This window comes from Dinoroseobacter shibae DFL 12 = DSM 16493 (genome assembly GCF_000018145.1).
Classification (GTDB): domain Bacteria; phylum Pseudomonadota; class Alphaproteobacteria; order Rhodobacterales; family Rhodobacteraceae; genus Dinoroseobacter; species Dinoroseobacter shibae.
Map to the genome: position 1 here is coordinate 703,656 of NC_009952.1, position 12,857 is coordinate 716,512.

At 67.9% G+C, this 12,857-nt stretch carries 14 protein-coding genes; 10 read left to right on the forward strand and 4 right to left on the reverse strand.

Features of this window, described 5'->3' with window-relative positions; all coding sequences use genetic code 11:
• Window positions 1–9 precede the first annotated feature (9 nt).
• From dctP to DSHI_RS03580, 4 genes are read left to right on the forward strand one after another with little or no spacing between them, the layout of a single operon-like run.
• Complete coding sequence (gene dctP, locus DSHI_RS03565) at window positions 10–1,020, forward strand: TRAP transporter substrate-binding protein DctP (RefSeq protein ID WP_012177375.1); 1,011 nt, start codon at window positions 10–12, stop codon at window positions 1,018–1,020.
• 43 nt (window positions 1,021–1,063) lie between these two features.
• Entirely contained in the window at window positions 1,064–1,570 is a 507-nt protein-coding gene (locus tag DSHI_RS03570; protein WP_012177376.1) for a TRAP transporter small permease, read from the forward strand.
• Window positions 1,571–2,884, forward strand: coding sequence for a TRAP transporter large permease (locus DSHI_RS03575; protein WP_012177377.1), 1,314 nt, complete (start codon window positions 1,571–1,573; stop codon window positions 2,882–2,884).
• A 59-nt stretch (window positions 2,885–2,943) separates the two neighbouring features.
• A complete protein-coding gene (locus tag DSHI_RS03580) occupies window positions 2,944–4,461 on the forward strand; it encodes an AMP-binding protein (RefSeq protein WP_012177378.1) in 1,518 nt (505 codons plus the stop codon).
• Window positions 4,462–4,513: 52 nt separating this feature from the next.
• On the opposite strand, the gene DSHI_RS03585 is transcribed toward DSHI_RS03580, so the two are convergent.
• From DSHI_RS03585 to DSHI_RS03595, 3 genes are read right to left on the reverse strand one after another with little or no spacing between them, the layout of a single operon-like run.
• The gene (locus DSHI_RS03585; protein WP_012177379.1) at window positions 4,514–5,167 is read right to left on the reverse strand and encodes a class I SAM-dependent methyltransferase; all 654 of its coding nucleotides are present in this window, start codon (window positions 5,165–5,167) and stop codon (window positions 4,514–4,516) included.
• Entirely contained in the window at window positions 5,164–5,811 is a 648-nt protein-coding gene (locus tag DSHI_RS03590) for a WbqC family protein (RefSeq protein ID WP_012177380.1), read from the reverse strand. The genes DSHI_RS03585 and DSHI_RS03590 overlap by 4 nt, the downstream gene beginning before the upstream one ends.
• Window positions 5,811–6,731, reverse strand: coding sequence for a glycosyltransferase family 2 protein (locus DSHI_RS03595; RefSeq protein ID WP_012177381.1), 921 nt, complete (start codon window positions 6,729–6,731; stop codon window positions 5,811–5,813). The genes DSHI_RS03590 and DSHI_RS03595 overlap by 1 nt, the downstream gene beginning before the upstream one ends.
• 291 nt (window positions 6,732–7,022) lie before the next feature.
• On the opposite strand from DSHI_RS03595, the gene DSHI_RS03600 reads away from it, so the two are divergent.
• Genes DSHI_RS03600 through DSHI_RS03620 form a run of 6 tightly spaced genes read left to right on the forward strand, consistent with a single transcriptional unit; the run spans window position 7,023 to window position 12,591 of the window.
• The gene (locus tag DSHI_RS03600; protein WP_157865234.1) at window positions 7,023–8,174 is read left to right on the forward strand and encodes a DegT/DnrJ/EryC1/StrS family aminotransferase; all 1,152 of its coding nucleotides are present in this window, start codon (window positions 7,023–7,025) and stop codon (window positions 8,172–8,174) included.
• Window positions 8,171–9,601 (forward strand): glycosyltransferase family 61 protein, encoded by a 1,431-nt coding sequence (locus DSHI_RS03605; protein WP_012177383.1) that lies wholly within the window; start codon window positions 8,171–8,173, stop codon window positions 9,599–9,601. Before DSHI_RS03600 ends, DSHI_RS03605 begins: the two co-directional genes overlap by 4 nt.
• On the forward strand, window positions 9,598–10,779 hold the full coding sequence (locus tag DSHI_RS21265) for a glycosyltransferase family 61 protein (RefSeq protein ID WP_050757810.1): 1,182 nt from the start codon (window positions 9,598–9,600) through the stop codon (window positions 10,777–10,779). Before DSHI_RS03605 ends, DSHI_RS21265 begins: the two co-directional genes overlap by 4 nt.
• Window positions 10,779–10,949: a hypothetical protein gene (locus DSHI_RS03610; RefSeq protein WP_157865237.1), complete on the forward strand. Its 171-nt coding sequence runs from the start codon at window positions 10,779–10,781 to the stop codon at window positions 10,947–10,949. The genes DSHI_RS21265 and DSHI_RS03610 overlap by 1 nt, the downstream gene beginning before the upstream one ends.
• Complete coding sequence (locus DSHI_RS03615; protein WP_012177384.1) at window positions 10,946–11,614, forward strand: acetyltransferase; 669 nt, start codon at window positions 10,946–10,948, stop codon at window positions 11,612–11,614. The genes DSHI_RS03610 and DSHI_RS03615 overlap by 4 nt, the downstream gene beginning before the upstream one ends.
• A complete protein-coding gene (locus DSHI_RS03620; RefSeq protein WP_044027620.1) occupies window positions 11,611–12,591 on the forward strand; it encodes a glycoside hydrolase family protein in 981 nt (326 codons plus the stop codon). The genes DSHI_RS03615 and DSHI_RS03620 overlap by 4 nt, the downstream gene beginning before the upstream one ends.
• Before the next feature lie 46 nt (window positions 12,592–12,637).
• On the opposite strand, the gene DSHI_RS03625 is transcribed toward DSHI_RS03620, so the two are convergent.
• Window positions 12,638–12,850 (reverse strand): hypothetical protein, encoded by a 213-nt coding sequence (locus tag DSHI_RS03625; RefSeq protein WP_044027621.1) that lies wholly within the window; start codon window positions 12,848–12,850, stop codon window positions 12,638–12,640.
• Window positions 12,851–12,857: the final 7 nt, after the last annotated feature.

The following is a 12,857-nucleotide window of genomic DNA, read 5'->3' on the forward strand; positions in this document are numbered from 1 at the left end:
GAAACCAGAATGAAACACTACGTACTGAGCGGCGCGCTGGCCGCAGGCCTCGGCCTCGGCGGGGCGGCGCAGGCGACCGAGACGCTGACGGCGGTCCACGCCTTCCCCACGACCCTGATCTATACCCAGAGCTTCCTGGAGTTCGTGGACAAGGTGAATGCCGCGGGCGAGGGCGTGGTGCAGATCGAGGTGCGCGGCGGGCCCGAGGCGATCGGCATGTTCCAGCAGCCCGACGCGGTGCGCGACGGGATCGTGGACATGGTCTATACGCCGGGCTCGTTCTACGGCGGCACGGTGCCCGAGAAGGACGCCATGGTGGCGTCCAACCTGACGGCGGTCGAGGCGCGCGAGAATGGTGGCACCGACCTGATGAACCAGATCCACCAGGAGAAGATGGGGGTCTATTACCTCGGCTGGTTCGACAGCGGGGTGTCCTACAACCTGTGGACCAAGGATGAGCCGCAATTCGAGGAGAACGGCGATCTGAGCGTGGAGGGCATCAAGCTGCGCGGCAACGCGGTCTACAACGCCTTCTTCACCGAGTATCTGGGCGCGCAGGTGATCGACCTGCCGACCACGGATGTCTATGCCGCGCTGGAGCGGGGCGTGGTGGATGCCACGGGCTGGACCCAGATCGGGCTGATCGACCTGAAATGGAACGAGTTCCTGAACTACCGGATCGAGCCGAATTTCTTTTCCACCGACCTCGGCGTGATCGTGAACCTGGAGAAATGGGAGAGCCTGAGCGACGAGGCGAAAACCATCCTTCAGGATGTGGCGATCCAGCATGAGAGGGACAGTGTCGAGGCCCTGCGCGCCAAGCGGGACGCGGATTTCGCAGCGCTCGAAGAGGGCGGCATGCAGGTCGTCAGCCTGGAGGGCGAGGCCAAGGAGCGTTACCTCGCGGCGGCGCGGGAGAAGACCTGGGAGCGGATGCGCGGCCTGATGGCGGAGCATCCTTCGGGCGACGGCAATTACGACACGCTGATCTCTCTCTACTACGATCCGGCGCTGGACTGAGTGTGCGGCGCGCCGGCGGGATCGTCGGCGCGCCTTGCCCGCGATGCGCGTGCTCAGCCGGACATATGATTTCATGATCCTCGCCATGGCGGTGCTCGCCGGGGCGGGGCTGGTGTGGTTGATGGTGTCGGTCATCGCGTCGGTGGCGATGCGCAATCTGGGGATGCAGCCCTTCGCGTGGCTGTTCACCTCGGCCGAGTACAGCATCCTCTATCTGACCATGCTGGGCGCGCCCTGGCTGGTGCGCGAGAAGGGGCATGTGCATATCGAGCTGGTCACCGCCGCCTTGCCCGAGGGGCTGCGGCAGGTGGTGAGCCGGTTCGTGGCGCTCTTGTGTGTGCTGGTCTGCGTGGTGCTGGCGTGGAAGGGCGTGGAGCTGTGCCTGCGCAACCTGCAGCGCAACGACTTCGACGTGCGGGCCTATTTCTATCCCCGGTGGCTGCTGACGATTTCCTTCCCGGTCGCGTTCGGCTTCATGGCGGTGGAATTCGCGCGGTTCGTGGTCGGGCGCGAGATCCTGCATTCGGGCGAGGCGGGGATACACGAGTAGATGGACTGGTTCGAGGCTTTGGCCCTGCTGCTGGGCGCGATCGTGGCGCTCATGGCGTTGGGCATGCCCGTGGCACTGGCCTTTCTGGCGGCCAATATCCTCGGGGCCTGGGTGTTCATGGGCGGCGAGCGGGGGATCGTGCAGCTGTTGAACAACGGGTTGGGGGCGTTGACGACCTATGCCCTGGTGCCGATCCCGTTGTTCCTGCTGATGGGGGAGATCTTCTTTCATACCGGGCTGGGGGGGCGGATGTTCACGGCCATCGACCGGCTTCTGGGCCGGCTGCCGGGGCGGTTGAGTTATGTCACGGTGCTGGGGGGGACGGGGTTTTCGACCCTGTCGGGCTCGTCCATGGGGTCCACGGCGCTGCTGGGCAGCCTGATGGTGCCGGAGATGAATGCGCGGGGCTACAAGTCGCACATGAGCATCGGGCCGATCCTCGGGACCGGGGGGCTGGCGATCATCATCCCGCCCTCGGCCCTTGCGGTGCTGCTGGCGACGCTGGCGCAGATCGATGTGGGCGCGTTGCTGATCGCGGGGGTGATCCCGGGGCTGATGCTGGCGGGGTTCTATATCGCCACGATCTGGATCCAGACCCGGCGCGACCCGAGTGCGGCCCCGGCCTACGAGGTGGCGGAGGTGTCGCTGGGCGCGAAGCTCGGGCTGCTGTTGCGGGACGTGGTGCCCATGGTGGGGGTGATGGTGGTGATCGTGTCGCTGATGATCTTCGGCATCGTCACCCCGTCGGAGGCGGCGGCCTTTGGCGCGCTGGGTGTGATCATCCTCGCGGCGGCGTTCCGCTGCCTGACGGTGGAGGCGCTGCGGCGCTCGGTGGTGGGCGCGCTGAAGGTGACGCTGATGGCCTACATGATCGTGTTCGGCTCGGCCACGTTCAGCCAGCTTCTGGCGTTCTCCGGGGCGTCCGGCGGGCTGATCGGCTGGGCCACGGGGTTCGACCTGGACCCGATCTGGATGCTGCTGGCGATGTTCGGGGTTCTGCTGGTGCTGGGGATGTTCATGGAGCAGATCTCGATCATGCTGCTGACGGTGCCGATCTTCTTCCCGCTGGCGCAAAGCCTCGGGTTTGATCTGATCTGGTTCGCGCTGATCATGCTGCTGGCGCTGGAGATCAGCTTCACCACCCCGCCCTTCGGGCTGCTCCTGTTCGTGATGAAGGGGGTGGCGCCGCCCAGCACCACCATGCGGGAGATCTACCTCGCCGCGATCCCGTTCATCGCGTGCTCGCTGTTGCTGGTGGCGCTCTTGATCCTGTTCCCGCCTCTGGCCACCTGGCTGCCGGGGCTGGGCGGCTAGACAGTGTTGCGCGGGCTGCTCTAGCCTGCGCGCACCCGGACGGGGACGAGGAACTTTCGATGAACTTTGCGCTTTGGCTTCAGAGGACTGCGGCGCGCTGCCCGGATGCGCCGGCGCTTTACACCGGCACGCGGCTGGAGACGGATTATGCCGGGTTCGCGGACCAGGCGGCCCGGATCGGCGCGGCCCTGTCGGCGCGCGGTCTGGGCAAGGGCGACCGTATCGGCGTGTTCATGAAGAACAGCACCGATTACCTGCGCGTGCTCTATGGCATCTGGTGGTGCGGGGCCGCCGCGATCCCGATCAATTCCAAGCTGCACCCGCGGGAGGCGGCCTGGATCCTGTCCGATGCGGAGGCTGCGCTGTGCCTCGTGACCCCGGACCTGGCCGAGGGCTTGGCGGAGGCTGCGCCCGACTGCGCCTGCGTGGTCACCGGCAGTGCGGCCTTTGGCGAAATGCTGGCCGCCCCGCCCATGGCGGCACCGGTGGCACGGGCCAGCGGCGATCTGGCCTGGCTGTTCTATACCTCGGGTACGACCGGCAAGCCCAAGGGCGTGATGATGAGCTTTGCCACGCTGACGGCCATGACGCTGAGCTATTTCGTGGACGTGGACGAGGTGACGGCGCAGGACGCGATCCTCTATTCGGCGCCCATGAGCCACGGGGCCGGGGTCTACAACTTCATGCATGTGCTGCGCGGCGCGCGCCACGTGGTGCCCGAGAGCGGCGGGTTCGACCCGGCGGAGATCTTCGATCTGGCCCGCGAGATGCGCCAGGTGAGCCTGTTCGCCGCGCCGACGATGGTGCGGCGGATGATCGATGTGGCCAAGGCGCGGGGCGACACGGGCGACGGCATCAAGACGATCGTCTATGCGGGCGGGCCGATGTACCTGGCCGATATCATCGAGGCGGTGGAGGTTCTGGGCGACCGGTTCGTGCAGGTTTACGGGCAGGGGGAGTACCCCATGAGCATCACCGCGCTCAGCCGCGCGGATGTCTCGGACCGCAGCCATCCGGATTGGCAGGCAAGGCTGGCCTCGGTCGGGGTGGCGCAGACGATCAGCGATGTCGCGATCCTCGATGCCGAGGGCCGGCCGGTACCCCCGGGCGAGACCGGCGAGATCGCGGTGCGCGGCGCGGGGCTGATGCTGGGCTACTGGAACCGGCCGGAGGCGACGGCGGAGACGATCAGGGACGGCTGGCTCTGGACCGGCGACATGGGCCGGATGGACGCGGACGGGTATGTCACCATGGTGGACCGGTCCAAGGACATGATCATCTCGGGGGGCTCGAACGTCTATCCGCGCGAGGTGGAAGAGGTGCTCCTGACCCATCCGCAGGTGGCGGAGGTGTCGGTGGTGGGTCGGCCCCACGCGGAATGGGGCGAGGAGGTGGTGGCCTTCGTGGTCCCGGCCCCGGGGGCGGAGATGGATCCGGGGGTGCTGGATGCCCATTGCCTGTCGCAGATCGCCCGGTTCAAGCGGCCCAAGGCCTATATCGCGCTGCCCGAATTGCCGAAGAACAATTACGGCAAGGTGCTGAAGATCGAGCTGCGCGCGCGGTTGACGAAAGGCTGAGCGTGCCGCCGGGCGCAAAATCCTTGCGGAAGGATTTTGCCAAGGATTTTGCTTAAAATCCTTGGCCCGGGCGGGTGGCGAGGGGCGCGCGGTAGACATAGGCCGTGTACTCGTAGAGGTCGTAATCGGCCCGCAGGATCACCCGCCGCCCGGCCAGCGCGTAGAGCCAGCGCAGGAGCGCATCCGCCTCCACATGGAAGAGATCCTCGCGTTGCCAGTCGACCACCGCCGACATCACGTTGAAGGCCATGCCCACCCGGGTCATGTCCCACATGGCGGTGGTGGCGGTGCGCAGGAAATCCCACATTTCCGCCGCGCTCAGGCTGTCCTTCACGGTGAAGAGCCCATTGGCGACCACGTAGTCGAACGGCCCCGGGGCCGGGTCCGCCAGCAGGTCGTGGACGGCGAAGCGGTCGGCCCCGTGCTTGGCCCGGGCGGTCGCAATGGCGGTCTCGGAGATGTCGAGTCCGAGATAGCGCGCCGGGGGCGTCGCGGCCGCGTGCAGGTGGTCGAGAAAGGCGCCGGTGCCGCAGGCAAGATCACAGAGATCCTCCATCCTTCCGTCCGGGGCGAGGGCGCGCATGACCGCGAAGCGCGTCTGCCGGTCGGCCTCGTTCGGCCAGCCTGCGCCTTGGGCCGTGTCGCCATGGGCGGCGAGACGGCTGTCGTAGTAGCGCCGCAGGGCGTCGGGGCTGCGCAAGCTCACGGCAGGGCCCTTTCCGGGGCGGGCAGGCGGGCCAGCTCGTCCTGCAGGGTGGCGACGGGCTGCGTCGCGAGGGCATGAAGCAGGGAGGCGTGCGGGCCGGCATAGGGGGCGAGAAACGACAGCTCCAGCCCCGCGGCGGCGAAGGTGGCGGGATCATAGAGTGGGCGCCCGCCGGGCAGGTTCACGTAGTGATCCGCCCCCAAGGCCCGGGCGGCGGCGATCACCCGGTCCGTGCCGCGCGCGGCCCGGGGCAGGTCAAGCGCCGAGCTGCGCAGGAGCGGCGTCGTGATCCCGAGCCGCGCGCAAACCCCGCGCAGCTGGTCGACCAGGTAGCCGGTGACATCCGCGCCGAGGGGGGCGAGCCGGGCGGTAAGCTCCGGGCCGAGCCAGGGCAGGGCGGCGAGCCGGTCGGACCAGAGCCGCTGTGCTGCATCCGCGAAGCGCAGCGCCTGGATCGTCGTGTCCCGGGGCTGGGGCGCAAGCGGCAGGGTCAGCCAGCCAGCACCGGGCAGGGGCGCGCGGTGGACCCGGCCGCGGCGGGGGAACTGCACGCAGTCGAACACCACGAAGCGGTCCACCGAGGCGATCAGGTGAAAATAAAGCGGGTAGGGGTAGAGATAGGGCTGCATCACCGCCAGCCGCATCAGGTTTCCGCCGCCTGCGCCTTGTGGGCGGCGGCCTCGGCCATCCGGCGGGCGAAGATATCGTTGGCGGTGGCCACCCGCCCTTTGGCGCGCATCTGGTTCAGCGTCTTGGGCGGGAAGAACTGGCGGGCGTATTCCTGGGCCAGCTCGCCGTTCTCGGCGATCTCCAGCCAGCGGCGCCAGTGCCAGCCCCGTGCGCCCGAGTGATCGGCGTCGAACCGATCGAACACCTTGGCGATGTTCTGGATCTTTCGCTCGAACCGGGAAAAGGTGGTGAAGGGCAGGTGCGCGATCAGGACGCCGCCCGCTTGGCCGCGCCGCAACTCGGCCCCGGAGGCGCTGGTAGCGTCGTGCATGCCCAGATCGAAGCTGGCGACCATGTCGGGGCGGACCATCACCTTGGGCGGGTCGTGATGCTCTACCCAGCGCAGATCGGGATTCTCGGCCATGATCGCGCGGGTCATGCGCCGGCGCTCCACCACGAGAGGCAGGTTGCACAGGGCAGCCTGGCTGTCGATCATTCCCGGGTCGATTTTACCACTGGAGAGTGCAGCATTGAACCGGTCGACCACCAGCACGTCGCAGGTCCGAAGGGCGGGCAGGCTGCGCAGGTCCCCGGTGCGGGGGATCCAGAACTCGTCCGGGTCGCCCACCAGCAGCCAGTCGGGCCGGTCCCGCGCGATGATCGGCCCGAACACCGGCCCGTCCATGGACAGCGCGTCCTGCAGGTTCTTGACCCTTGGGCAGATATGCACGTTGGGCAGGACGGCGTGCAGGGTGTCGAGCGCGATCGCGGTGCCATCGGTGGACCCGTCATCCATGATCGAGACCGAGTACACCCCGGAGCGCAGCAATTGTGCGACCGCGTAGGGCAAAAGCGCGACCTCGTCCTTGCACCACAGCACGGCGCTAATTCTCATGTGTTTCCCCTTGCAGGCGCGCTCGGCGCGTGTCCCCGTCGCCCCGGATAGATCATACACAAGGTCCCAAATGGCTCAAGCAGCGCTGGGCGCGCCGGGGTCCGGTCCAGCTGTGACCGCATGTTTTCCGAGGCGCAAGCTCTTGCCGGATGGCAGGAGCGGGCCGTGTCCGGATTGAGACGCCCCGGCAAATGGTATGCCGTGCAAATTGAGAAAATGTTTCCGCATGGCCGGTCTAAGTGATAAATATCGTCCATGTCGATAGATTTTCGCAAAGTTTGTAGTCCCTTGTTGCCGAGCGCGTCCGAGATCGCATCCTATCTTGAGACGCTGGACCGGACCCGATGGTATACCAACCGCGGGCATCTGGTTCAGGAACTGGAGACACGGCTGTCGCGCTGTTTCGGAACGCAGGCCTCCGCGCCGGATGTGGTGGTCACGACCGCCACGGGTACCGCGGCGCTGGAGGCGGCCATCCTGGCGACAAGCGGCCGCGCGACGGCGGAGAGGCCGCTGGCGCTCTTGCCCTCCTATACCTTTGCGGCGACCGCGCTGGCGGCCGAGCGTTGCGGATACCAGCCCTTCTTTCTCGACATCGATCCCGAGACCTGGGCGCTCGACCCGGACCTTCTGCTGACCCACCCCGCCGCGCCGGAGGCGGGTGTGATCGTGGCGGTGGCGCCCTATGGCCGCCTGCCGGACATGCGCGCGCTGGAGCGGGTGCAGGCCCGCCTCGGCGTGCCGGTCGTGGTCGACGGGGCGGCGGCCTTCGAGCAGGTGCTGGGCAGCCCCGAGGTGATTTCGGACGTGGTGCCGATCGCGGTGAGCTTCCATGCCACCAAGACCTTTTCAACCGGGGAGGGCGGCGCGGTCCTGTGGCGCAACCAGGAAGGTCGGGAGCTGATCTGTCAGGCGACGAATTTTGGCTTCCTCCATTCGCGTGAATGCCGGATGGCGGGGTTCAATGGCAAGATGAGCGAATACCACGCCGCCGTGGGTCATGCGATGCTGGACCGGCTCGAGGTGCGTCTGACCGCCTATGAGGCGGTGGCCGCGGATTACAAGGCGGCCGTGGCGGCCCAAGCGCTGCCAGGCACGCTGTTCGTCGGCGGTGCGGTCAGTTCGGCCTATGCGCTGTTCCTGGCGGAGACCGTGGCGGAGGCACAGGCCCTGCGCGACGGCCTGCAGGCCTCGCGCGTCGGCTGGCGGCGCTGGTACGAGGAAGGGCTGCACGCCATGTCCCATTTCGCGGGCTGTCGGGCCGACCCGTTGCCGGTGACGGCAGATATCAGCGCCCGGCTGATCGGCCTGCCCATGGCACCTGATCTCAGCCCCGGCGACATCGCGCGCGTGGTGCAGACCCTGTCCCGGGCCTTGCCCCCGGCGCGGGCCTACGACCCGTTGCAGGCGGCTGTTCCCGGGCAGGTCCTGACCTTCCCGTGATCCAACGCCCCCAAGCCGTTCCCGAACCGCTCTGGCGACAGACCGTCAAACGATGTGCCCTGCGGCCGAACGGCATGGCGACCTCGCTGATGAACGCGATGCGGGCCAAATGCGATCTGGCGGCGCGTCTGCCGATGGACGAGGCGTTCGAGGTTTTCTGCGCCTTGTCGGAGCTGGATGCGGCCCATGCGTTGCGCCGGCGCCCGCTGCGCGATCTCGGTGCGGTGCTGGAGGCGGAGGCGGCCGAGCCGGTCATCGTGCTGAATCCCGGCGGTGAGCCGCGGGTGAACCGCGCGCCCGAGATCCATGGGCCGGGCCATGTACCCGAGCTGCGCAACACCGGGCGGCGGATCCTGGCGGGATGGCTGGAGGATGCGACGGTCTTTGCCCGCTCGGCGCTTGTGGCGCGGGGAGAGGAATTGCTGCGCGATGCGCAGCACGACGAGTTGACCAGTCTGCCCGAAGAGTTGGCCTTCGATCCGGTCGTCTTTCGCAGGACCGGCGCGGCGGAGGTGGCCTTCATCGAGGATACCGGTCCGGGCCGCTGCCTGCATCTGCCCCGGGCGCTCTCGCTGCTGGGGATCAACGCGGACTCGTTCGGGCACTGGATGCTGGAGCAGCTGCCGCGGTTTCTGGCGACGCGGGCGCTTCTGGGCGCGGCAACGCCGCCGCTGCTCGTGGATGCCGATATCCCGGCGCAGCATGCGGAGGCGTTGCGCTTCTTCGGCGGGGAAGACGGCCCCGAGATCATCGAGGTGCCGCGCGGCCTGCGGGTCCGGGTCGACCGGCTGTTCTGTGTGCTCGATTGGGCCTATGCGCCGCATCTGATCACCACGGACGAGGGGCTCGACGTCTCGAAGGTGCATGCGGTGGTCCCGTGGGTTGCCGGGGTTTACGCGCAGGCCGGCGCGCGGGCCGATGCGCGGATCGCCGAGCTCGGGGTGGCGGTTGCGCCGCAGATCCGGGCGCAGCGTCGGGTGTTCTGGGCGCGAAAGCCTGCCCGCCACCGGTCCATCGCCAACTGGGAAGCGCTGCGCGACAGGCTGGACGAGCTCGGCTATGTCACGGTCTTTCCCGAGGAAATGGGCTTTGCCGCGCAGGTTGCCACCTTGCGTGCGGCGGATCGGATCGTGGTGCAGAACGGGTCCGGGTCGCTGGGGCTGCCGCTGGCCCGGCCGGGGACGCGGGTGCTCTATCTCAGTCATCCGGAGATGTCGCGCTTTGCCTGGCAGTCGGAGGCCTTCGCCTGCCTCGGGTTCGACCTGCGGGTGCTGTCGGGGCCGTTCACCGAAAGGTCACAGCCCTGGGTGGACCAGTCGAACTACGAGATCGAGATGCCGGTCGCGGAAGCCGCGCTCGCCTGGATGGAGGCGGACCTACCGCACGGGCGCGGCCGTGCGATGCAGACCGCGAGACCGCGCCCATGAGCCAGCTCGATCACACGCCCGAAGGGCTGGATGCGGCCCTCGGGCCGGTGCATGCAGAGCTTCCGAAAATCACGCCCGGCAAGCTGCCGAGCCTGGTCCATGAGGTGCACACCAAGACGATCCTGCACCGGCACTGCGCGCCCGAGGACGGGTTCGCGCGGTTGCGGGGGATGCTGATCCCGCAGCTGTGGGACGTGTTGCAGGCGGAGGGCACAGTGCTGCGGATCGTGGACCGGCCCACGGCGCCCTGCACGCTGGAGCCGCCCCGGGTGCCGGGCCCTGGCAAGCCGATGCCCGTGCCCCGGGTGCCCCGGGTGGTGGCGGGCGGGTGGCTGAAGGATGTGACGCTCTTTAAGCGCAGCCCGGCGATCCGCAAGGGGGACCGGCTGATCCTCGATCGGCAGGGGGACGAGTTGGCCAGGGTGCCGGTGGAGTTGGGGCTCGATCCGGCGTTCTACCAGCAGGACGGCGACCATGTGTACCATATCGAGGATCGCGCCGAGGATCGGGTGATGCGGCTGGATCGCGCGATTTCGGTCATGGGTCTGAGCGCGGAGGCTTTCGGTCACTGGTTGTACGGGCTCTTGCGGCTGTGCCTGACCCTGCGGGACGATCCCGAGCTGGAGGGCGTGCCGGTCCTGATCGACGCGGACATGCCCGGGCAGCATCGGCAGTCCATCGCCCTGTTCTCGGGCGGGCGGCACGAGATCATCCGCGTGCCGCGGCGCCACCGGGTTGAAGTGGGGACGCTGTTCGCCCAGACTTCGTGGCTCGACAATCCGCAGTTCGTGCGCGGCGACCATCTGTCCGAGGACGGGGTCGTGCGGGATCTGAACATCTTTGGTGCCCATATGCCAAAATTGGCACGGCTTTTTCGCGACGCAGGCGCCTGGGCCGACACGGTGCTGACGCCGCAGCCGGAGGACGCCAAGCGGCTCTTTATCCGGCGCACGCCGCCGCGCTATCGCAAGCTGGTCAACACCGGGAGATCGACGGCTATCTCGGTGCGCTGGGCTACCGCGATTTCCGCCTCGAGACGCACAGTTTCGCGGAGTAGGTGCGGATCATCCGGGCCGCGGAGCACGTGGTCTGCATGGCCGGGTCGGCCAGTCACGGGATGTTCTTCGCCCGTCCCGGCACGCGGATGTGCCTGCTCAGCCATGGAGCGATCGACCTGATGACGCTTTATTCCAGCTGCATCGACCGGATCAGCATCGATCTGACCATTGCCACGGGACCCTTCGTGCAGCGGCACGGGGCCTATCTTGACCGTTCCGACTACGAGGTGCCCCTGGCGCGGGTGCAGCAGGTTCTGTCGGATTGGCCCGACACCGGAGGCGGGCGATGAGTCGCGATCTGGTGATTTTCGGAACCGGCGACATGGCGGCGGTGGTGGCGGTCTATCTGCGTGCCCATGCGCCGGAGTTGCGGATCGTCGGGTATACCCTCGATGATGCCTATTGCGAGGGGGACACCCATGATGGCTTGCCGCTGGTCCCCTGGAGCCAGCTTGAGACGCGCTTTCCGCCCGACATGTTCGATCTGCTTGGCCCGTTGACCTACCGCCGGATGAACACGATCCGTCGGGATCGGTACCTGGAGGGCAAGGCGCGGGGGTATGCGTTCGCGCGGTTCATCCATCCCGATTGCAACATCTATACCGATCAGATCGGTGAGAATTGCGTGATTCTGGAGCGCAATGTCCTGCAACCCTTCTCGCGCGTCGGGAACAACTGCATCCTGTGGAGCGGCAACCATATCGGGCACCATGTCACCATCGGGGACCATGTGTTCATCGCCTCGCAGGTGGGCATCGCGGGCTCCACGGTGATCGGGGACGCGTGCCATATCGCGGGCCAGGTCGGGATCACGCACGGGCTGACCATCGGGGCGGGCTGCGCACTGGTCAACGGGGCGTTCGTGTCGCGCGACCTGGCGCCGGGATCGGTGGTGATGGGGCAGAGCTCCGAGATAAAGCCCTTTGGCAGCGACAAGATGCACAGGTTGCTGTGAGCGCGGTGGCGGAAGGCGACCTCGGGGCGCTCTGGACCCGGCGCGGGCTGATCCGCACGGCGCCTGACGCGTCGGTGCCGGGTTGGGCGAGCCATGCCCAGTGCCCGACGCCGCTGATCCTGAGCGAGCGGCTCTGGCGGGTGTATTTCTCGGTTCGGGATCCGGAGAACCGCTCCCGGATCCTGTTCGTCGATCTCGATCCGCTGGACGACATGCGGGTGCTGTACCAGAGCACCGCGCCACTGCTGGAGCTGGGCGCGCCGGGGCTGTTCGACAGTGCGGGGCAGGGGGCGAGCCTGGCGGTGCGGCGCGACGGGGCGGTGTGGCTCTATTACCTCGGGATGCATCGGCGGCGCGATGTGCCCTATGGGCTGGCGATCGGCTTGGCGCGGAGTACGGATGGCGCGGCTTTCGAGCGCGTTGCGGATGGCCCGATCCTGTCCGTCGGGCCGCGAGATCCCTATTTCGTGTCGCTTCTCCATGCCCGGCCTGCGGGCGCGGGTTGGGAGGGGTGGTACATGAGTGCCACCGGCTGGCAGGCGCGGTCGGACGGGCCCTGGGATGCGGAGTACGGGTTGCGGCGCGCGGTTTCCGAGGACGGCGTGGCATGGCGGGGGACCGACGTGACGCTGGCGCTGGGCGAGGGGCTGCTGCCCCGGGGCGGGGGCATCGCGCGGCCCTGGGTGGCGCGGGTCAACGGTCGGGACTGGTTGTTTTTTTCGCGCCGCCAGAGCGCGGGGTTCCGGTCCCAGCGCGATGCCGCCTATCGCATCATGGCGGGGCCGCTGGACCCGGCGGGCACACCGGCCAGCGTGCCGCGGCCGATGCACTTTGCAAACCCGCCCGAACCCGAGGACTGGGACGGGTTCATGCAGGCCTATCCGGCGGTGCTCCCGCTCGGGGAGGGCCATGTGATGTTCTACAACGGCGATGGGTTCGGGCAGGCCGGATTCGGCTGGGCGACCTGCGGTTTGTGACCTGCAGGGCGTGATGGGACGTCAGGGTGCGATTCGCGCGCGCGGCTCAGGCGCGGTCGTCGACGAAGCCCAGTCGCGACAGGGCGCGGCGCGCCGCTTGGGCGGCTTCGGCACTGCCGTCGAGGACATCGTTGTTGAGCGATTGCACCAACTGGCTCAGGCGTTTGCGGGCGATCTGCTCGCGCAGAAACTCTCCGATATCGTCGTCCTTGAGCGCCAGAACGGCGGCTGCGTCGGTGTGGAAGTTCTCATGGATCATGGCAGCA

What these genes read in the sequence shown, in the direction of transcription:
- DSHI_RS03610 (WP_157865237.1), top strand. Translation starts at nt 10,779, where the DNA reads ATGACGCTTTATTCCAGCTGCATCGACCGGATCAGCATCGATCTGACC.
- DSHI_RS03625 (WP_044027621.1), bottom strand. Translation starts at nt 12,850, where the DNA reads ATGATCCATGAGAACTTCCACACCGACGCAGCCGCCGTTCTGGCGCTC.
- DSHI_RS03580 (WP_012177378.1), top strand. Translation starts at nt 2,944, where the DNA reads ATGAACTTTGCGCTTTGGCTTCAGAGGACTGCGGCGCGCTGCCCGGAT.
- DSHI_RS21265 (WP_050757810.1), top strand. Translation starts at nt 9,598, where the DNA reads ATGAGCCAGCTCGATCACACGCCCGAAGGGCTGGATGCGGCCCTCGGG.
- DSHI_RS03570 (WP_012177376.1), top strand. Translation starts at nt 1,064, where the DNA reads ATGCGCGTGCTCAGCCGGACATATGATTTCATGATCCTCGCCATGGCG.
- DSHI_RS03590 (WP_012177380.1), bottom strand. Translation starts at nt 5,811, where the DNA reads ATGCGGCTGGCGGTGATGCAGCCCTATCTCTACCCCTACCCGCTTTAT.
- DSHI_RS03595 (WP_012177381.1), bottom strand. Translation starts at nt 6,731, where the DNA reads ATGAGAATTAGCGCCGTGCTGTGGTGCAAGGACGAGGTCGCGCTTTTG.
- DSHI_RS03575 (WP_012177377.1), top strand. Translation starts at nt 1,571, where the DNA reads ATGGACTGGTTCGAGGCTTTGGCCCTGCTGCTGGGCGCGATCGTGGCG.
- dctP (WP_012177375.1), top strand. Translation starts at nt 10, where the DNA reads ATGAAACACTACGTACTGAGCGGCGCGCTGGCCGCAGGCCTCGGCCTC.
- DSHI_RS03615 (WP_012177384.1), top strand. Translation starts at nt 10,946, where the DNA reads ATGAGTCGCGATCTGGTGATTTTCGGAACCGGCGACATGGCGGCGGTG.